The sequence below is a fragment of the Propionicicella superfundia DSM 22317 genome, assembly GCF_000423465.1.
Classification (GTDB): Bacteria; Actinomycetota; Actinomycetes; order Propionibacteriales; family Propionibacteriaceae; genus Propionicicella; species Propionicicella superfundia.
This window is the reverse complement of sequence record NZ_KE384022.1, coordinates 379,462-398,249: the sequence shown is the minus strand read 5'-3', so window position 1 is coordinate 398,249 and position 18,788 is coordinate 379,462. Positions and strand designations below refer to the sequence as shown.

Here is an 18,788-nt window from a genome sequence, read left to right as displayed (position 1 = left end):
GCGGGAATCGGAGCGTTCGGCGGGTCATACGTATCCGTGCCAGGCCGAGGCAGTTCCGGTGGCCCGCTCGCGCATGCCCTTGAGGTACGCCGCCTGTCCGATGTGCTGGGCGGTCTCGACCATGACCGACACCAGCCGCACGCCGAGCGTGACCGGCGGTGTGTAGGTGGTGTCGATGACCCGGTCGAGATCCGCATCGGTCAGCTTTGAGACGACCTCGCCCGCGAGCGCGCCGACGGCCTCGGCATACTGTCGCAGGACGTCCGGATCCGGGACGGTGAACCGGCCGACGTCCTCGGCGGACATGCCGAATCCCCCGCCGGGTGCCGCATACGGCAGGCCGAAGGTCTCGTTCCACTTGCCCGTGTCCCACTCCTGCTCGGCACCGGCGATGTGGCTCACGATCGCGTCCTCGGCGCGGGTGAGATGCCAGATGAGCCAGCCGATGGAGTTGGCGCCGGGATCGGGACGCCACAGGACGTCCTCGGTGGTGAGACCGTCGAGGACGGCGGGGATCAGTTCGTGTACCCGGCCCAGTGAGTCGAGCACCAGTTGGGTTGTCCGCATGGTTCCATCCTGCACCCTCGGTCGCCGGAACGCTCTCTTTCGGCGAGTGCTCTCAAACAGCCGGATTCTCTCCGAATTCCGGCAGTTCTGGAGCGTTGGGTGGGATGCGGGATGCAAGGTCAAGGGTTCGGGGACGCGGCGGAGCCCAGCTTCTCGTTCGCAGGTGCTGCCGGATCGTGCGGACCATCGGGCCGTCCCAGCCGAGCTGCTCTGCGACGAAGCGGATCACCCTCATGCCGCCGGCCAGGCTGAGGTCGTTGCCGCGGGCATAGTCGTGCGTCAGCGCGACGGCACCCGTGTGGAAGTCGCGCCCGTCGAGCTCGACCATCAGCCAGGTCCCGTCGTCCAGCAGGTAGCCCATGTCGCAGCGCGCGAGGACCTGCCCGTGAGCGTCCCCGATCGTGATCTGGACATCGGTCGGGCACAGTCCCGCAGACCAGAGGTCGTAGTACGCCCACGATTCCAGCGGGGATTCCCGGCGTGCGTCGATCAGGGGCCACACCTGCGCGATGGAGCGCACGCCGCGTCGGCCCCTGGCCAGAGACCGGACGTCGTCGAGCTCTTCGGGCTGGAGGATACGGCGGTGCAGCGCGGAATCCAGGAGCCCGAGCGCGGACGTCGGTCCCGCCTCGACCACCGTCTGCGCGAGCGCCAGCACCGGATCGACCGCGAGCAGGCCACCGACCTCGACCACGCGTCCCGCTGTGCGGAACCTGCGACTCCGCGCACCGCGGGGCGGCTCCCGCTTCGTGGCGCGGACCTGCGCCGCCTGCGGCGTGAGCGGGTGGGGGACTCCCCAGACGCCATGGAGGAGAAGCGCCGACGGGCCGACGGCGACGGCGCCGGGCCCTTGGGACAGCAGCGACAGGACGACGCCTCGACGCGCGACACCGTCGGGAGAGCGGTCTGCGACGAGCCCGGTGTCCACGAGGCCGCGAGCGGGCCGGGCCCAGTGGCCACGGGCGATCCGGCGGGCGACGACGCCGTCGGTCAACCCGTGGGCGAGGCACTGCCGTCGGGTGAGCAGGCCGTGCTGCTCACGGGCAAGACCCCCGAGCGGCGAGTCGAGGACGGGGTCGGGGCGCCGGTCGTGCGGCTGTGCGAGGACGTGCATGGTCCGAGGAAACACGTCCGGGACGCGCCGCGACGCCGTCGAGAGCCATCGGTGGACGGCGCAGATCGTTGTCCACAATCTGGGCGGCCGGCTCACAACCGGAGAGCCCGGCTCGGAGGGTGGGCCTGGCGCTGCCGATTCTCGCGGCGAGCGCTCCGGAACTGGCGGAATTCGGGGAAATTCCGGCAGTTTCGGAGCGTTCGGCGGGAGGGGGCGGGGGGATCGGAGCGTTCGGCGGGAGGGGCGGGGAGGGGGCGGGGGATTAGCCGGCGGATTCGGACCCCCGCAGCTCCGCGGCAAGAACCTGCGCGAGCGTGGCGACGGGACGTCCGGTCAGATCGGACACCTGCGTGCGGCACGAGAAGCCGTCCCCGACGAAGATCGCGTCGGGGTGGGCCTCCAGGGCCGGCAGCAGGTCGTGCCGGGCGACGGCCACCGACACGTCGTAGTGCCCTCGCTCGAACCCGAAGTTGCCCGCGAGCCCGCAGCACCCTCCGACCGTCACGACCTCGGCCCCGGTGGCGGTCAGCAGCCGGGCGTCCGCCTCCCAGCCCACGACGGCCCGCTGATGACAGTGCGGCTGCACGACCAGGGTGCGTCCGGCCAGGCTGGGCGGCCGCCACCCCGCGTCGTCCAGGAACTCCGCCAGCGACCGGACGCCGGCCGCGACCTCGGCGGTCTCGTCGCCGGGCAGCAGGTCGGCGGCGTCGGAACGCCACACGGCAAGGCACGACGGCTCGGTCGCCACGACGGGGACGCCCGCGCGCACCACCGGCAGCAGCGCCGCTCGGGCGCGGCGGAGCTCCCGGGCGGCGCGAGGGCGTTGCCCGGTCGTGATCCACGGCAGCCCGCAGCATGCCGTCGCGGTCAGGAACTCGGGGGAGAACCCCGCCGCCGCGAGGACGGTCGCGACATCCTCGGCGTGCGACCCGGCGAAGGAATCGGTCCACGAGTCGATCCAGATCGCCACCCGGGGCCCGGTCGCGTCACGCATCGCCACCCGAGGCCCGGTCGCCGCACGCGTCGCCGCCCGCGACGCCGCTCGTCCCGCGGCGAACCGGGGAAGCGACCGCCGCCGGTCGACGCCGGCCAGCCGCGTCACGACGGGAGCGGCGGCCGAGGCGGTCACCCTGTTGACGATCCCGGAGAGCCCGGCGCGGGAGATGACCCGGCCCCACAGGGGCAGCCACCCCATGGACACGTGGGACACGGGCCGCAATCGGCCCCGGTACGCCTCGTACAGCACCTGCGACTTGTACGCCGCCATGTCGGTCCCCGTGGGGCATTCGCGCGCGCAGCCCTTGCATGCGAGGCACAGGTCGAGCGCCTCGCGCACCTCGGGCGCCGCCCAGCCGTCCGTGACGACGGAGCCGGCGATCATCTCCTGCAGCACCCGTGCGCGTCCCCGCGTCGAATCCTGCTCGCGGCCCGTCGCCTGGTAGGACGGGCACATCACCCCGCCGCGGCCCGTGTCGTCCACCAGGCATCTCCCCACACCGGAGCAGCGATGGACGTCCTCGGCGAACCGCGGGTGCGAGGCTGCCAGGGGTGCATCGATCAGGACGGTGTCGCGCACGTCGGCCGTGGGCGGTGCGGAGCCCGTCGTACCGGCGGGGCCCACGAGGACGCCCGGGTTGAGCAGGTTCTCGGGATCGAAGGCGGTCTTCACCCGGCGCATCAGGTCCATCGCGGCCGGGCTGTACATCCGGTCCAGCAGCGCCGACCGTGCCCGGCCGTCGCCGTGCTCGCCCGACAGCGACCCGCCGTGGGAGGCGACGAGATCGGCGGCGTCGGCCAGGAACCGGCCGAAGCGCCCCGTCCCGTCCGCGTGGATGAGCGGGAAGTCGATGCGACAGTGGACGCAGCCGTCCCCGAAGTGCCCGTACGGCAGGCCGCGGAGCCCGTGCTCGGCGAGCAGGGCGTCGAAATCCCGCAGGTACGCCCCGAGGCGGTGCGGCGGGACGGCGGCATCCTCCCACCCCGCGTACGCGCGGCGTTCGAACGCGACCGAGGCCAACCCGGCGCCATCAGCGCGAATCCGCCAGATGGCAAGGGCCTGGGCCCCGGCGGGCAGCGCCCAGCCCTCGTCCGCGTGCGCCTCGGCGACCAGGCGCCGGGCGCGGTCGGCCACCTCGGCGTCGTCGTTCCCGGTCAGCTCGACGATGTTCCAGCCCGCACCGGCGGGCAGGTCCGGCACGGGCAATCCGCGACGGCGGACGACGTCGACGATCCGGTCGTCCAGCCCCTCGCAGGCAGTCGGCTCCATGCGCAGGACGGTCGCGATGTCGTCGGCGGCGGCGGCCATCGACGGATACCCGAGAACGACGGTGGTCTTCACCGGTGCGTCGCGGACCAGCCGGATCGTGGCGGACGTGACGATCCCGAGCGTCCCCTCCGAGCCGACGATCAGGCCGGGCAGGTCTCCGGCGGCGAGCCGGTCGAGCGCGTACCCCGAGATCTGGCGGCTGAATCGCCCGAACTCGCGGGCAATGACGTCGGCGCCGTCGCGGGCGATCCCCGCCAGGGCCGTCGCCAGGGGCGCGGGCGCCGGGGACCCGGGGCCGAGCGTCATCCGGTCTCCGGTGGCGAGGACGACGGTGACCGATTCGACGTTGTCGGACGTCCGTCCATAACCGAGCGCGCGAGGGCCGCACGCGTTGTTGCCGATCATGCCGCCGAGCGTGCACCGGTCGGCCGTCGACGGGTCGGGCCCGAACCGCAGCCCGTGCGGCAGGGCCGCGCGCTGCACCGCCGCCTGCACGGCGCCGGGCTGGACGGTGACCGTCCGCGCCTCGGGGTCGACGGGGCCGATGCGTGTGAGATGCCGGGAGAGGTCGAGGACGAGACCGGGGCCGATCGCGTTGCCGCAGCAGGACGTCCCCGCGCCGCGGGCGGTGACGGGGAGCCCTTCTGCGGTCGCGGCGGCGACGGCCGCGGCGAGTTCGGTGTCGTCGCGCGGAGCGAGGACCGCGGTGGGCAGGACGCGGTAGATGGAGGCGTCCGAGGAGTACAGGGCACGCGCGAGCGGGGAGGAGTCGGCCGATCGGCCGAGAGCCGATTCGAGCCGGGTGTTCAGCGCGCCGAGGACGTCCACATGGTCAGTCTTCCGCAGCGAGGACGGCGTTCATAGCCCGGCCCAGCGCCTCGAAGTCGGCGGGGTCGACGACGTCGACGAAGGCGTCCCGCACCGACCGCACGTGGGCGAAGGCGGCCTCGGCGAGAAGCTCGAATCCGGGGTCGGTCAGGTGGGCGATGACCCCGCGGCCGTCGAACGGACAGTTGGTCCGGCCGACGATCCCCTTCTTCTCCAGCCGCGACACCGCATGGGTCAGCCGTGACCGGGACTGACGCACCGACGCCGCCAGCTCGGACATGCGCAGTTGCCGCTCGGGGGCCTCGGAGAGGCGGACGAGGATCTCGTATTCGCCGAGGTCGAGGCCGAAGGGCCGGAGCTCCTCGTTCAGGTGTTCGTTGATCGCGGCAGACGCGGACAGCCAGGAGCGCCACACCCGCTGCTGTTCCGCGGAGAGCCAGACGACGTCGCGTGTTGCTGTCATGCCGCCATCATATATTGACCGTTCAACTTTCTGCAGGCGTGTGCCGGGATGTGCTGAGGGTGCGCTGTGACTTAAGCTGACCAGCACCCCGGGCCCGCGAGGAAAGGGATCGTCATGGCAACGGTGCAGGAAGTACTGGCAGCCGCACCTCAGACCGTCGGTGAGACTCTGGCATGGCGGGTACGCAAGACCCCGTTCCATGAGGCGTTCCGCTACAAGGACGCCGCCGAACGGTGGGTGAGCCTCACCTGGACGCAGACGCAGCAGCAGGCGCACGAACTCGCCGCGGGACTGCTCACGCTCGGTCTCGGCTACGAGCAACGGGTCGCCATCGCGGCGAACACCCGCATCGAGTGGATCCTGGCGGACTACGCCATCAACTGTGCAGGCGGCGCCACGACGACGGTGTACCCCACCACGCAGTCGCCCGACTTCGAGCACATCCTGAGCCACTCCGAATCGCAGATCATCATCGCCGAGAACCCCGACCAGCTCGCCAAGGTCGACGCGGCGCCCGGGCTCGAGGCCATCGTCCGCCACATCGTCCTCATGGAGGGCGAGGGGGACGGCGAGCGCGTGCTGAGCTGGGAGCAACTGCGCGCACGGGGCCGGGCCAGGCTGGAGGCCGAGCCGGGCTGTGTGACCGCCGCGATCGCCCGGACCTCCGGGGACACGCTCGCGACCCTCATCTACACCTCCGGGACGACCGGCCTGCCGAAGGGCGTCGAACTCACCCACAGCAACTGGACCTACGAGGGGTTCGCCGTCGACACCCTGCAGATCATCACCGACGACGCGCTGCAGTACCTGTGGCTGCCTCTGTCGCACGTGTTCGGCAAGTGCCTGCTGGCGTGCCAGACGGCCATCGGCTTCGCGTCCGCCGTCGACGGCCGGATCGACAGGATCGTCGACCACCTGGGCGAGGTGAAGCCGACGTTCATGTGCGGCGCCCCGCGCATCTTCGAGAAGGTGCGCGCCACCGTCCTGAGCTCCACCGGACGCACCGGGGTCAAGGGCCGGATCGCCCGCTGGGCCTTCTCGGTCGGCCGCAAGACGCATCCCTACCGTCTGTCCGGCGATCCCCTGCCGCGCCGCCTCGCAGCCCAGTACCGGCTCGCCGACCGCCTCGTGTACTCGAAGCTGAAGGAGCGGATGGGCGGCAACATCCGGTTCTTCATCTCCGGCTCGGCGAAGCTCTCGACGCAGGTGCAGTCGTGGTTCTTCTCCGCCGGTCTCGTCATCGTCGAGGGCTACGGACTCACCGAGACGAGCGCCGTCGCGACCGTGAACGAGCCCCGCATCCCGCGGCTGGGCACCGTCGGACCGCCCACCCCCGGCACCGAGGTGCGCATCGCCGACGACGGCGAGATCCTGTTCAAAGGGCCCGGGGTGATGCGCGGCTACCACAAGGATCCCGAGCTCACGGCGGAGGTCCTGGTGGACGGCTGGTTCCACACCGGCGACATCGGCGAGCTCGACGCCGACGGATACGTGCGGATCACCGACCGGAAGAAGGACCTGCTGAAGACGTCCGGCGGCAAGTACGTCGCGCCGCAGAAGGTCGAGAGCGTCGTGGCCGCGACCATCCCGTTCATCTCGCAGGTGGTCGCGGTCGGCGACGGCCGCAAGTACATCGCCGCCCTCCTGACGGTGGATCAGGGGCTTGCCGAGAAGTGGGCGGCGCGGCATCGTCTCGGCGACCTGAGCTACTCCCAGCTCATCACCCACCCCGAGTTCGTCGCCTCCGTGCAGAGCCATATCGACCGGGCCAACGCGAAGCTCGAACGCTGGGAGACCGTGAAGCGGTTTGCGATCCTCGACGGCGAGCTGACCGTGGACTCCGGCGGTGTGACGCCGAACATGAAGGTGCGACGCGCGGTCGTGGTGAAGCAGTACGGTGACGTCATCGACTCGTTGTACGAGAAAGAGGACTGACCACGATCGCCGAACCGCTCACCCGGCCGCAGCGGGGTGCCCGCACGACCTTCGAACTGCCGCTGCGCTGGGTGGATCTCGACGCCCAGGGGCATGTGAACAACACCCTGATCGTCGACTATCTCCAAGAGGCACGCGTCCGCTATTTCGCGTCGTCCCCGGCGACGCGCTCCCTGACGACCGACGGCGTGGTGGTCGTCGCGCATCAGGTGGAGTACCACGCTCCCGTGGACTTCTCCCGGGAGCCGTTGCGCGTGGAGGTCGGGATCGACGAGGTCGGCGGCTCGAAGATCGCGATCGGCTACGACCTGTACCACGCGGGCCGGTCGGTCGCGACCGCCCGGAGCCTGGTGTGCGCGTTCGACCTCGGTGAGAACAGGCCGCGCAGGCTTCCCGAGGCGCCGCGATCGGCCCTGCGCGACGTGGCGGCCGGGTGGCCTCCGCTGCGGGGTCTCGGGGCCCACGAGATCGCGGGGCGCTATCACGTTCATCCCGTGTCGGTGCGGTGGACCGACCAGGACGTCTACGGCCACGTCAACAACGTGCGCTTCTTCGACTACGTGGCCGAGGCTCGCATCCACATGACCACCGATGCCGACGCGTCCGCCGCACGGATGGGTGCCGCGGCCGGGGTCGGACATCTGTGGCTGATCGCGCGCCAGGACGTCGAGTACCTGCGACAGGTGCGGTATCGGCCGGAGACCTACGAGGTGCGGACGGCGGTGGCCCGGATCGGGCGGACGTCGGTGACCCTTGTCGCCGAGATCCACGACCCGGTGGCGGACGCGGTCTGCGCCCGCGCCCACACCGTGCTGGTGTGCGCCGACACCGCCGGGCGTCCGGTCGAGTTGCCCGCGGCGCTCGTCGCCAACCTGGGTGCCTACACGCTCTGACGGTGCGGAGGCCGGTTCGACGGCGGTCCTCCGGTGACGGGGGGAAAATCGCCCCCGGCCCGGCCGGCGGCTCGGGGATGGTCGCGCGCCCGGAGCGTAGCACCTTGCGGCGGCGAACACGTGTCCGGAAAAATGCCGCCGCCGGTGGGCTGACGTCCGGCCGGATTCCGGGTTAGCGTGGATGGCACGCCGGTGTCGCCACCGGACCGTTTCTCACAGTGGAGATCGGAGGCTTGGTCATGGCGGGAAAACTGTCCGACGTCGAGTGGGTCGTCAAGGACATCGCACAGACGATCGTCGACAACGAGACGTACTTCGGAGAACTGGACGCCGTCGTCGGCGACGGTGACTTCGGTTTCTCCCTGGCGCGGGGCTTCGAGATCGTCCTGGCCGACTGGGACACGTTCGACCGGACCGATCCCGGCGTGTTCCTGCAGCGGATCGCCATGACCGTGTCGGCTCGCATCGGAGGTACCTCGGGCCCGATCTGGGGCACCGCGATCCTGCGGGCGGGTGCCCAGTTGAAGGGCAAGGACGAGTTCACCGGTGAGGACGTCGTTCGTGCGCTGCGCGCGTCGGTCGACGGTATCAAGACCCGCGGTGGCGCCGAGTTGGGGGAGAAGACCCTGCTGGACGCCCTCGTCCCGGCGATCGACACGCTCGAGGCCGAGCTCGCCGCCGGGCATGACGCCCGCACCATCGTGAACGCCGTGGCCACGACCGCCGCCGATGCGGCCGAGGCGACGGCATCGCTGCAGGCCATGCGCGGCCGGGCCGCGTACACCGGTGAGCGCAGCATCGGCTCCGTGGACGCCGGCGCGATGGCGATCGCCGTCCTCGCGCGGCACCTCGCCGACGCCTGGCCCGCCTGACGGGGCGCGGCACACCGGTCCCGGATCCGGGCATCGCCCGGGTCACCGAATCGGTCCCGGTGCCCGTCCGGGGCCGAGTATCCAATCCCGGGCGCATGCCCGGCCTCTCACAGGGGGTATTCCGTGAAGAAGTTCGTCAACGATCCCAAGCAGTTCGTTCCCGAGATGCTCAAGGGCATCGCGCTCGCCAATCCGGACACCATCACCTACGTCCCCGAGTACAACCTGATCATGCGGGCCGATGCCCCGAACAACGACAAGGTCAGCATCATCCAGGGATCCGGTTCGGGGCATGAGCCGGCGCACGTCATGGTGGTCGGTCCCGGCATGCTGGACGCCGCCTGCCCCGGTGACGTGTTCGCCGCCCCGCCGAGCGACTACGTGTATCAGACCGCGAAGCTCCTCGCGTCCGACAAGGGCGTCCTGCTGCTCGTCAACAACTACACGGGCGACAAGATGGCCTTCGAGATGGCGCAGGAGCTCGCCGAGGCCGACGGCATCAAGGCCGCCACCTTGTTCATCAACGACGACGTGGCCGTGCAGGACTCGCTGTACACCGTGGGCCGCCGGGGAGTGGCCGGCAACTTCTTCGTCATGAAGGCGGTCGGCGCGAAGGCGGAGGAGGGCGCCGAGCTGGAGGAGGTCGTCCGTGTGGGTGAGCTGGTCAACTCGGTGACCCGCACGATGGGCATCGCGCTCACGGCGTGTACCCCGCCCGCGAAGGGCGCTCCGCTGTTCGACCTCGGCGACGACGAGATCGAGGTCGGTGTCGGCATCCACGGCGAGCCCGGACGTCGTCGCGCGAAGATGGTCGGAGCCGACGAGATCGTCGACGAGCTGCTGGGCGCGGTCGTGCCGGATCTGCCGTACCGGCCGGGTGACCGGGTCGCCCTGATGATCAACGGTCTGGGCGGGACGCCGATCAGCGAGCTGTACCTGCTGTTCGGCATCGCCGCGCAGAAGCTGGCCGACATGGGGATCACGGTGGCCCGCAGCTACGTCGGCGAGTACTGCACGTCGCTGGAGATGGCCGGCGCCTCCCTGACGCTGGTCAAGCTGGACGACGAGATCGAGACCTTGCTGGCCGCTCCGGCCTCGGTGGTCGCCCGGATCTTCTGACCGACGCGACCGTCCCGGGGCACCGGGACGGTCGCCCGCCCGATCGTCGCGTGTCGCGGCCGGGTCGAGTGCACGCCGGGGTGTTCGCCGCCCGGCGGCGGGGTGACCGCCAGGTTGTGCGGCATGGCGCGCGGGTGTGGCGCCGATGTCCGGGGTGACCGCCAGGTTGTGCGGGTTCCGGTTTCGGATTCGAGGTTCGTATGCCTCGCAACCTGGCGGTCGGAACGACGAGGGCCGGGCCACCGCACCGGTATGCCGCACAACCTGGCGGTCATGGGCCGCGTCGTGGGCACGAGGGACGGAGCCTCGAGCCCGGAGTTGTCCACAGGTGCGGCTCCGTGCCGCTCCTCTCGGACCGGAGATGCGGCAGGTTGGTGCCATGCGCACCGCGAAGCCCTGGTCGTTGCCGACCCAGCCCGCGAGCCGGTCGACCCTGAGAGCGATCGGCGTGACCGGCGAGATGCTGACCACCGCATTGCGCCGCCGCCGCCTCGTGCGGGTGCGTCGCGGGGTGTACCTCGCCGCCGAGGCCTGGCCGGACGATCCGGCCGAGCGACACCTGATCCGGGCACGGGCGGAGCTGGCCGTGGACCCGGATGCGGTGATCAGCCGCCAGAGCGCCGCCATCGTGTGGGGGTTGCCGTGTCCCGGCAACGTCCCCTGGCACGACCTCCCCGCATCGGTGTCGCTACCCGCTGGTGGTGGCCGACGGGCCCGGTCGAACGGCACGACGCATCACGTCGAGCAGCTTCCCGCGTCCCACCTCTCCCGTGATCCGGACGGCTACGCGGTGACCGGACCGGCCCGCACGGCCGTCGATCTCGCTGCGGGGCTGCCCGTTCCGGAGGCGCTCGTGATCCTCGATGCGGCCGCTCGCCTGCTCTGCGACTCCTTCGTGACGACGCCTCGGCGCAGCGACTACGCGAGGCCTGTGCTGGCCGGGGCGGCGCGCGATCTCCTGACGGACATGGCGCAGTTCCGCCGGGTGACGCGGCTGCTGCCGGGCATCGGGCTGGCCGACCCGCGCAGGGAGTCGGCGGCAGAGTCCCTGTCGGCGGGCCACTTCCACCTGGCCGGTCTCCCGAGTCCCGAATGCCAGGCTCCCGTCCGGACGGCGGAAGGCCGGTTCTACCCGGACTTCCTGTGGCCCGAGCACGGGGTGATCGGCGAGTGCGACGGCGCGGTGAAATACGCCTCCGACCCCGACGCCATCGTGCGCGAGAAACTGCGGGAGCAGGCGCTGCGCGATGCCGGTTTCCTCGTCGTGCGCTGGCTGGCGGTGGAGATCATGACCCGGCCCGGCGTCGTGGTGGAGCGCGTCGAACGCGCCTTGGCGGGTACGGCCCGGTCCGCGTCCGGCTGACCGCCAGGTTGTGCGGCATAGGACGTCGGGTTGCCGGGCCGGCGTGCGCTGACCGCCAGGTTGTGCGGGTTCCGGCTTCGGATTCGAGGCTCGTATGCCTCGCAACCTGGCGGTGACTGCCCTGACCGCCAGGCGAAGGGACCGGTATGCCGTGCAACCTGGCGGTCACGCGCCGGGTGTCGAGTCCGTGGACCGGCCCGGCCCCGACGCGCCCGCGCGCTCAGCGCTGATACGTGATCCGCCCGGCCCACACGGTCGCGACGACCGGATCGGGCAGCGTCCGGCCGTGGTAGGGGTTGTTGCGCGACAGCGACCGGCTGGCGTCCCTGTCCACGTCGGCCCGGGCGGTGGTGTCGACGAGGACGACGTTGCCGGGTTCGCCGAGCCGCAACGGGCGTCCCTGCTCCGCGAGCCGACCGATCCGGGCCGGCGCCGCGGACATGCGGTCCACGACGGCCGCCCAGTCCATCCGCCCGGTGTCGACCATCGTCTCCATGACGACCGCGAGCGCCTGCTCGAGGCCGAGCATGCCCGGCGAGGCGACGGCGAAGTCGTGGTCCTTGTCCTGCCGGGCATGCGGCGCATGGTCGGTGGCCACGACATCGATCGTCCCGTCGGCGAGCGCCTCCGCGATGGCGGTTCGATGCTCGTCGGGACGCAACGGAGGGTTGACCTTGTACGTCGTGTCGTACCCCTGCACCTCGGAGGTGTCGAAGTACAGATGATGCGGCGTCACCTCGGCGGTGACCTGGATGCCGCGCTTCTTCGCCCACCGGATCACCTCGACGGACTCGGCCGTCGAGACGTGGCACACGTGGATGCGGCTTCCCGTGGCCTCGGCGAGCTGGACGTCCCTGGCCACGATGACCGACTCGGCGACGGCCGGCCAGCCCGGCAGCCCGAGTCGCCCCGACACGGGACCTTCGTGACAACAGGCCGTCGGCCCCGCGAGCCGCGGATCCTGCGAGTGCTGGGCGAGGACGCCGTCGAACGCGGTGACGTACTCCAGTGCGCGACGCATCAGCAGCGAGTCGGCGACGCAGCGGCCGTCGTCGCTGAACACCCGCACGTTGGCCGCCGAGCGGGCCATCAGCCCGAGCTCGGCGAGTTCCTCGCCCGCCAGCCCCTTCGTGATGGCGCCCACGGGCTGCACCTGCGCGTACCCGTCACGCCGGGCGCGGCTCGCGACGAACATCGCCGCCTCGGCGGTGTCGGTGACGGGGGACGTGTTGGCCATCGCGAACACGGCGGTGTACCCGCCGCGCGCTGCCGCCTTGGTGCCGGAGCGGATCGTCTCGGCGTCCTCGCGGCCCGGCTCGCGCAGATGGGTGTGCAGATCGACGAGCCCCGGGAGCGCCAGGAGCCCGTCGGCGTCGAGTCGCGGGACGTCGGCGGGCGCGGCTGCCGGGTCGGCGAGCACACCGTCCTGGATGTACAGGTCTCCGGTGCCCCCGGAGACGGTGCGGGCACCGGTGATCAGCAGGTCGCTCATGCTTGTCCTTCCCCACCCAGCAGGTGGTAGAGCACGCTCATACGGACCGCGACGCCGGCCGAGACCTGGTCGAGCACGAGCGAGTTGACGGAGTCGGCGGCGTCGCTGGAGATCTCGACGCCGCGGTTCATCGGACCCGGGTGGCAGATGGCCGCGCCGGGTTTCAGCCGCTCCAGCCGGTCGCGCGTGAGGCCGTAGCCCACCGTGTACTCGCGGGCGCTCGGGAAGAACCCGCCGGCCATGCGCTCCCGCTGCACGCGGAGCATCATGACGACATCGGCCCGAGGCAGGACCGCGTCGAAGTCGGGAGCGATCTCGACCCCCCACGTCGAGACCCCTGCCGGCATCAGGGTCGGCGGCGCGACGAGGATGACCTGCGCGCCGAGCGTCTGCAGCAGCGACACGTTCGAGCGGACCACGCGGGAGTGGGTGAGGTCCCCGACGATGGCGATCGTCTTGTCCTCCCAGGATTCGGTGCTGTGACGACGGAAATGACGCCGCATCGCGAACGCGTCCAGCAGCGCCTGTGTGGGGTGCTCGTGGGCACCGTCACCGGCGTTGACGACGCTGACGTTCGGGCGCACCCAGCCGGCGGCCTGGTGGACGGCGCCCGACCCGCTGTGGCGGATGACGAAGGCGTCGACACCCATCGCGTCGAGGGTGAGCACCGTGTCGCGCAGGGACTCGCCCTTCGACACCGACGATCCCTTCCCCGACATGTTGACCGCGTCGGCCGACATCCACTTCTCGGCGAGCTCGAAGGATCCGCGGGTGCGGGTGGAGTCCTCGAAGAAGAGGTTCACGACCGTGCGCCCGCGCAGGGTCGGCAGCTTCTTGACCTGCCGGGACTGGACCGCGTGCATCTCCTCGGCCAGGTCGAGGATCGAGGCGATCTCCGCGGGGCTCAGGTCGGCGGCGGCGAGAAGGTGCTTCATGCGGTGGCCCTTCGCTCGATGGTGACCCGGTCGTACCCGTCGGACTCCTCCAGATGCACATGGACGCGTTCGTCGCGGCTCGTCGGGACGGTCTTCCCGACGTGGTCGGCCTGGATCGGGACCTCTCTGTGACCGCGGTCGACCAGCACGGCGAGCTGCACGACCCGGGGACGTCCGAGATCGCGCAACGCGTCGATCGCGGCGACCACGGTGCGGCCGGAGTACAGGACGTCGTCGACGAGGACGACCACCGCGTCGTCGATGCTCACCGGCACGCGTGTCTGTCGTACCTCGCGGGTGGGATGCGCGCGCAGGTCGTCACGGTACATGGTGATGTCGAGTTCGCCCACCGGCACATCGGCGCCTTCGATCTCGTTGAGCAGTCCGACGATCCTGCGGGCGAGGGGAACGCCTCGGGTGCGGATGCCGAGGACGATCAGGCGATCGGCGCCCCGGTTGTCCTCGAGGATCTGGTGTGCGATGCGAGCCAGTGCTCGTGAGATCTCGTCTTCGTTGAGGACTTCAACGGCCGCTCCGGCCGGACCTTCGGTCACAACTTCTCCCTGCGGATGACGGGTCGCCCGGGCGGGACGCCCTGAGACGGAAATCTAGTGCATCGTGCGTTAGGGTTTCGCCATGTTGCCGATGCTTCCGCTCGAGACGCTGCCGGGTTGGCCCGAGGTGGACGACCCCGGGATCGGCGCCATCTTGTTGTTGACGGTCGCTCTGCCGCTGGCGATCTCGATTCCGATCCTGCTGCTCACGATCGGGCCGACGTGGTTCCGCCAGGCGCGCGCCGACGCCTCGGGCGGGTCTTCCGGCGACGAGGTCGCGGTCGGGGAGTAGCCGGGCAGGAGGCCGGGAGGCTCAGCGGAGAACCTGCGACGCCGACTGCGGCGTCCACCCGGGTTCTCCCTTGCCGAGGGGGGCGATCACGACGGCCGTGCCGGTCGCCACGAACTGACCGGCCTGGGAGGCGTACATGCCTTGGCCGTACGTCGCGGCCGCGAACGTCAGGCCCGCGCTGACGACGGCGTTGGCGCCCAGCCCGACGGCCTCGCGCCACAGTGCGAGCAGCGCCGTCTCGGGGTCGGGGTGGACGGGTGACGCCACCATTCCGATCACCGCCTCGAACCGGTAGCCGGGCACCGACGGTGTGGTCACGAGAAGCATCGCCTCGGCCGTCACGACCGGCCTCCGTTCACGTGCAGGGACCAGGGTTCGGTCCGCAGCGTACTGACGTGCAGGGTCAGGTCGTGGCCGGACAGGTCCTCGCGCACCGCCGCGGCGGCGTGCGGCAGCCAGGCCCACTCGCAGGCCCAGTGAGGGACGTCGACGAGGACCGGGGCGTCGTCCCACGCGAGGGCCTCTTCCGCGGGGTGGTGTCGCAGGTCCGAGGTCACGTACGCGTCGGCGCCGGCGGCCCGGGCGGCGTCCAGGTGCGAGTCACCGGCTCCGGCGAGGATCGCGACTCGCGACACGACCCGTTCGGGGTCACCGCCGAGCCGCAGCCCGGCCACGGTCGCGGGCAGGGATGCGGCGAGGCGCGCCGCCAGGTCGCGGGCCGGCAGCGGCGCGGGCAGCGTCCCGATGCGCCCGATGCCGGTGCCGACGCCCGCATCGGCCAGGGGAAGGAGGTCGAACGCGGGCGTCTCGTACGGATGGACGGACCGGAGCGCGGCGGTGACATCCTCCCGGCGCCGCCGCGGGAGGACCAGTTCGAGCCGTGTCTCGGCCACCTCGGTGATCTGTCCAGGCGCGCCGGTGAAGGGTTGCGCGTCGGCCGAGGCGCGGAATCCGCCGGAGCCGGCGACCGCGAAATAGCAGCGGTCGTACGCGCCGATCGTCCCGGCACCCGCGGCCGCGAGTGCGTCGACGACGGCGTCCACATGATCGGCGGGGACGAAGGTGACGAGCTTGTCGCGGGGTTCGGCCACGTGGGCGTCGAGGGGGCGGACGCCGGTCAGCCCGAGGAGGTCGGCGACGGCGTCGCTGACGCCCGGAGCCGCCGAGTCGGCGGGGGTGTGTACGTTGAACGCGCTGATCCCGGCGCGCACCATGGCGAGCAGGCGTCGTCCCTTGGGCGTGGCGGACGTCACGGAGTGGATTCCGCGCAGCAGCAGCGGGTGGTGGGTGACGATGAGCTCGCATCCGGCGGCGACCGCCTCGGCGATGACCGCGTCGGTCGGGTCGACGGCGAACAGGACGCCCGTGACCGACGCCGCCGGGTCTCCGCAGTAGAGACCGTTGCGGTCCCACTGCTCGGCCAGCGTCGGAGGGTACCGCCTGTCGAGGGCGGCACAGACGTCCGCGACGGTCAGTCCTGCCATGACCCCTGGGCACGCAGGGCGCGGATCGCGTCGTCCCGTCGCTCGATGAGCGTGCGGTACACCGGGGTCGGCAGCTCGCGCACCGCCATCCACGCGTCCAGGCCCGTGAGGAACTCCTGATCGGCGAACGGGCGCGGGAACAGCAGGTTGACGACGTTCTGCCGGTACTGCTGGCTGGCGCCCGCCCATTCGTCGGTGCCGTTGGCCACCCGGTCGACGACGTCCAGATAGGCGTCGACGTACGGACGCAGCACCTCGTCCTGGTCGAACTTCCAGAAGCTGAGGCAGACCTTGTGGTGGGACTCGTTGGACAGGTCCAGGGTGGCCGTGGCGTGTTCCCAGGCCCAGGCCTTGAGATCGGGGGAGGGGTTCGCCGCGCGGGCTCCGAGCGCCGCCTCCTCTCCGGTGACCGACGGGTCGCGCTCGCGTTCGGCATCGACGAGCTCGACGCCGGCGCCGAGCCGCGACAGCTCGTGGACGATGCGCCACCGCAGATCGGTGTCCACGGCGAGCCCGGTGGGCACCTCCTCGTCGTTCAGCCAGCCCTGCACGAGCTCGATGCCCGCCGGGGAGTCGATGGCGGTCACGAGCGTCCGGGTGTACGCCAACTGCTGGTCGGAGCCCGGTTCGGCGTCGCGCAGCAGCGCGGCCAGCCCGGCCGTGATGCGGGCGCGCAACTCGTGCCGCTGGTCGCGCGGAGCGTAGTGGTCGGCCGCGGTCATCGCGTTGCCGAGCACGGCCTGCACGGTGGAGATGTCGGTCTCGTGCGGGGTGCCGCGCAGGACGAGCTCGGCGTAGTCGGCGGCCGACATCTCCCCGTCGCGGCACATGTCCCAGCATGCGCCCCAGATGAGGGCGCGGGCGAGATCGTCGGGCAGCCGGTCGATGAGTTCGATCGCGCCGGCCAGAGACGCCTCGTCGAGCCGGATCTTGGCATAGCTGAGGTCGCCGTCGTTGAGCAGGACGACATCACCGCGGGCGACGCCCACCAGGTCGGCGATCTCGGTGCGCTCGCCTTCGATGTCGGTCTCGATCCGGTGCGCCAGGGTGAGGACGTCGTCGGCCAGGGCGTAGACGCCGATTCCGAGCCGGTGCCGCCGCAGGGTCGGCCAGCGCGGGTCGGCGCCCTGGACGACCGCGAACGAGGTGAATCGCCCGTCCGGATCGACCTCGACCTCGGCTCGCAGCGTGTTGACGCCGGGCTGCTCCAGCCACTGCCCGGCGAAGTGGGTGAGGTCGCGCCCGGAGGCCTCGGCGAGATGGCGCAGCAGGTCGCCGAGTTCGGTGTTGTGGTAGGCGAACTCGGCGAAGTACGCCCGCACGCCCGCCAGGAAGGCGTCCTGGCCGACCCATGCCACGAGTTGCTGCAGCGCCGAGGCGCCCTTCGCGTACGTGATGCCGTCGAAGTTGTTCTCGACGGCCTCGAGGTCGACCATGTCGGCCGCGATCGGGTGGGTGGAGGGCAACTGGTCCTGTCGGTACGCCCAGTTCTTCCGGGATCCGGCGAAGGTCGCCCAGGGGTTGATGCCGCCGCCGGTCCGGCGCTCCTCGGCCTGGGCGAAGTAGCTCGCCCATTCGGCGAACGACTCGTTGAGCCACAGGTCGTCCCACCAGCGCATGGTGACGAGGTCGCCGAACCACATGTGGGCGAGCTCGTGCAGGATCGTGCTGTCGCGGGTGTCGTACATGGCCTCGGTCATCCGTGACCGCGGCAGGTACTCGTCGCGGATCGTGACCATGCCGGCGTTCTCCATCGCGCCCGCGTTGAACTCGGGGACGAACACCTGGTCGTAGTCGCCGAACGCGTACGGCGTCCCGAAGTGCTTCTCGAAGATCTCGAACCCGGCCGCGGTGACGGCGAACAGCCGGTCGGCGTCGAGGTATCCGACGAGGGACTGGCGGCAGTGCAGCCCCAGCGTCAGCGGGCCGCCCTGCCCCTCGTACGGCCTGGTCTCGCTGTGGAAGCCGCCGGCGGCGAGCGCCGTGATGTAGGTGGAGATCGGCGGTGTGGGCGCGAACGTCCACCGCCCGAAGGTCTCGTCGAGCGGTGTCGGCGTCACCGACGGGGAGTTCGACAGGACCGTCCACTGCAGCGGGGCGAGGGCGGTGAAGGTGAATCGCGCCTTCAGGTCGGGCTGCTCGAAACACGCGTACACACGCCGCGCGTCGGCGGTCTCCAGTTGCGTGTACAGATAGGGGACGCCGTCCAGCGGGTCGACGAAGCGGTGCAGGCCCTCACCGGTGCGGCTGTAGCGGAAGACCGCCGCGACCGTCAGGGTGTGGGCTCCTTCGGCGAGGACCAGGGGGAGCCGCTGGCCGGTGAACCCGGCGGGGTCCAGCATGACGCCGTCGAGGGATGCGGACAGGATGCGCTCGGCGATCAGATCCAGGTGGGTCTCGCCTGCGCCGCTGGTGAACGTGATGATCGAGCGGGAGATGAAGGTGCGCTCGGGGTCGGGTAGGGGAGAGCCGTCGGGAAACCGGCCGGTGAGATCGACGAGGACGTCGTAATCGGACGTCTGCAGCAACAGGGAACGGCGCCGCGCTTCGTCGCGCGTGATATTGGCCGGGTCCATGCCCCCTCCTTTTTCGTGCCTACCTCGCTTGACAC

16 protein-coding genes are annotated in these 18,788 nt (G+C 71.1%); 6 read left to right on the top strand and 10 right to left on the bottom strand.

Annotation, left to right across the window (positions count from 1 at the left end; translation table 11 throughout):
• Positions 1–24 precede the first annotated feature (24 nt).
• From G555_RS0115430 to G555_RS0115415, 4 genes are all read right to left on the bottom strand, one after another.
• Positions 25–567 carry a mycothiol transferase gene (locus tag G555_RS0115430; RefSeq protein WP_028709550.1) on the bottom strand — a complete coding sequence of 181 codons (543 nt, stop codon included), beginning with the start codon at positions 565–567 and terminating at the stop codon, positions 25–27.
• Positions 568–619: 52 nt separating this feature from the next.
• Positions 620–1,681 carry a type IV toxin-antitoxin system AbiEi family antitoxin domain-containing protein gene (locus G555_RS20540; protein ID WP_028709549.1) on the bottom strand — a complete coding sequence of 354 codons (1,062 nt, stop codon included), beginning with the start codon at positions 1,679–1,681 and terminating at the stop codon, positions 620–622.
• 262 nt (positions 1,682–1,943) lie between these two features.
• Positions 1,944–4,775: an FAD-binding and (Fe-S)-binding domain-containing protein gene (locus tag G555_RS0115420; protein WP_036923231.1), complete on the bottom strand. Its 2,832-nt coding sequence runs from the start codon at positions 4,773–4,775 to the stop codon at positions 1,944–1,946.
• Between the two features lie 4 nt (positions 4,776–4,779).
• The gene (locus G555_RS0115415) at positions 4,780–5,238 is read right to left on the bottom strand and encodes a MarR family winged helix-turn-helix transcriptional regulator (protein ID WP_028709547.1); all 459 of its coding nucleotides are present in this window, start codon (positions 5,236–5,238) and stop codon (positions 4,780–4,782) included.
• Between the two features lie 114 nt (positions 5,239–5,352).
• Between G555_RS0115415 and G555_RS0115410 the strand changes: the two genes are divergently transcribed.
• The 5 genes from G555_RS0115410 to G555_RS20530 all read left to right on the top strand — a co-directional run bounded on the left by G555_RS0115410 (position 5,353) and on the right by G555_RS20530 (position 11,420).
• Positions 5,353–7,173 (top strand): AMP-dependent synthetase/ligase, encoded by a 1,821-nt coding sequence (locus G555_RS0115410; RefSeq protein WP_036923227.1) that lies wholly within the window; start codon positions 5,353–5,355, stop codon positions 7,171–7,173.
• Positions 7,174–7,244: 71 nt separating this feature from the next.
• Positions 7,245–8,066 carry an acyl-CoA thioesterase gene (locus tag G555_RS20535; RefSeq protein WP_051209405.1) on the top strand — a complete coding sequence of 274 codons (822 nt, stop codon included), beginning with the start codon at positions 7,245–7,247 and terminating at the stop codon, positions 8,064–8,066.
• Between the two features lie 239 nt (positions 8,067–8,305).
• The gene (dhaL, locus tag G555_RS0115400) at positions 8,306–8,938 is read left to right on the top strand and encodes a dihydroxyacetone kinase subunit DhaL (protein WP_028709545.1); all 633 of its coding nucleotides are present in this window, start codon (positions 8,306–8,308) and stop codon (positions 8,936–8,938) included.
• Between the two features lie 123 nt (positions 8,939–9,061).
• Positions 9,062–10,057 carry a dihydroxyacetone kinase subunit DhaK gene (gene dhaK / locus G555_RS0115395; protein WP_028709544.1) on the top strand — a complete coding sequence of 332 codons (996 nt, stop codon included), beginning with the start codon at positions 9,062–9,064 and terminating at the stop codon, positions 10,055–10,057.
• 379 nt (positions 10,058–10,436) lie between these two features.
• Positions 10,437–11,420, top strand: coding sequence for a PDDEXK family nuclease (locus tag G555_RS20530; protein WP_051209403.1), 984 nt, complete (start codon positions 10,437–10,439; stop codon positions 11,418–11,420).
• Between the two features lie 220 nt (positions 11,421–11,640).
• On the opposite strand, the gene G555_RS0115385 is transcribed toward G555_RS20530, so the two are convergent.
• From G555_RS0115385 to pyrR, 3 genes are read right to left on the bottom strand one after another with little or no spacing between them, the layout of a single operon-like run.
• Complete coding sequence (locus G555_RS0115385; protein ID WP_028709543.1) at positions 11,641–12,912, bottom strand: dihydroorotase; 1,272 nt, start codon at positions 12,910–12,912, stop codon at positions 11,641–11,643.
• Positions 12,909–13,847 carry an aspartate carbamoyltransferase catalytic subunit gene (locus G555_RS0115380; RefSeq protein WP_028709542.1) on the bottom strand — a complete coding sequence of 313 codons (939 nt, stop codon included), beginning with the start codon at positions 13,845–13,847 and terminating at the stop codon, positions 12,909–12,911. Before G555_RS0115380 ends, G555_RS0115385 begins: the two co-directional genes overlap by 4 nt.
• On the bottom strand, positions 13,844–14,401 hold the full coding sequence (gene pyrR / locus G555_RS0115375; RefSeq protein ID WP_028709541.1) for a bifunctional pyr operon transcriptional regulator/uracil phosphoribosyltransferase PyrR: 558 nt from the start codon (positions 14,399–14,401) through the stop codon (positions 13,844–13,846). Before pyrR ends, G555_RS0115380 begins: the two co-directional genes overlap by 4 nt.
• A gap of 82 nt (positions 14,402–14,483) precedes the next feature.
• Here pyrR and G555_RS0115370 point away from each other — a divergent pair, with 82 nt between their 5' ends.
• Positions 14,484–14,693: a hypothetical protein gene (locus G555_RS0115370; RefSeq protein ID WP_028709540.1), complete on the top strand. Its 210-nt coding sequence runs from the start codon at positions 14,484–14,486 to the stop codon at positions 14,691–14,693.
• A gap of 21 nt (positions 14,694–14,714) precedes the next feature.
• Here G555_RS0115370 and G555_RS0115365 read toward each other — a convergent pair whose 3' ends face one another.
• The 3 genes from G555_RS0115365 to pepN are packed head-to-tail and all read right to left on the bottom strand — an operon-like array spanning position 14,715 to position 18,753.
• Entirely contained in the window at positions 14,715–15,035 is a 321-nt protein-coding gene (locus tag G555_RS0115365; RefSeq protein ID WP_028709539.1) for a hypothetical protein, read from the bottom strand.
• On the bottom strand, positions 15,032–16,177 hold the full coding sequence (locus tag G555_RS0115360; protein WP_028709538.1) for a Nif3-like dinuclear metal center hexameric protein: 1,146 nt from the start codon (positions 16,175–16,177) through the stop codon (positions 15,032–15,034). Before G555_RS0115360 ends, G555_RS0115365 begins: the two co-directional genes overlap by 4 nt.
• The gene (gene pepN / locus G555_RS0115355; protein ID WP_028709537.1) at positions 16,165–18,753 is read right to left on the bottom strand and encodes an aminopeptidase N; all 2,589 of its coding nucleotides are present in this window, start codon (positions 18,751–18,753) and stop codon (positions 16,165–16,167) included. Before pepN ends, G555_RS0115360 begins: the two co-directional genes overlap by 13 nt.
• Between the last annotated feature and the right edge of the window lie 35 nt (positions 18,754–18,788).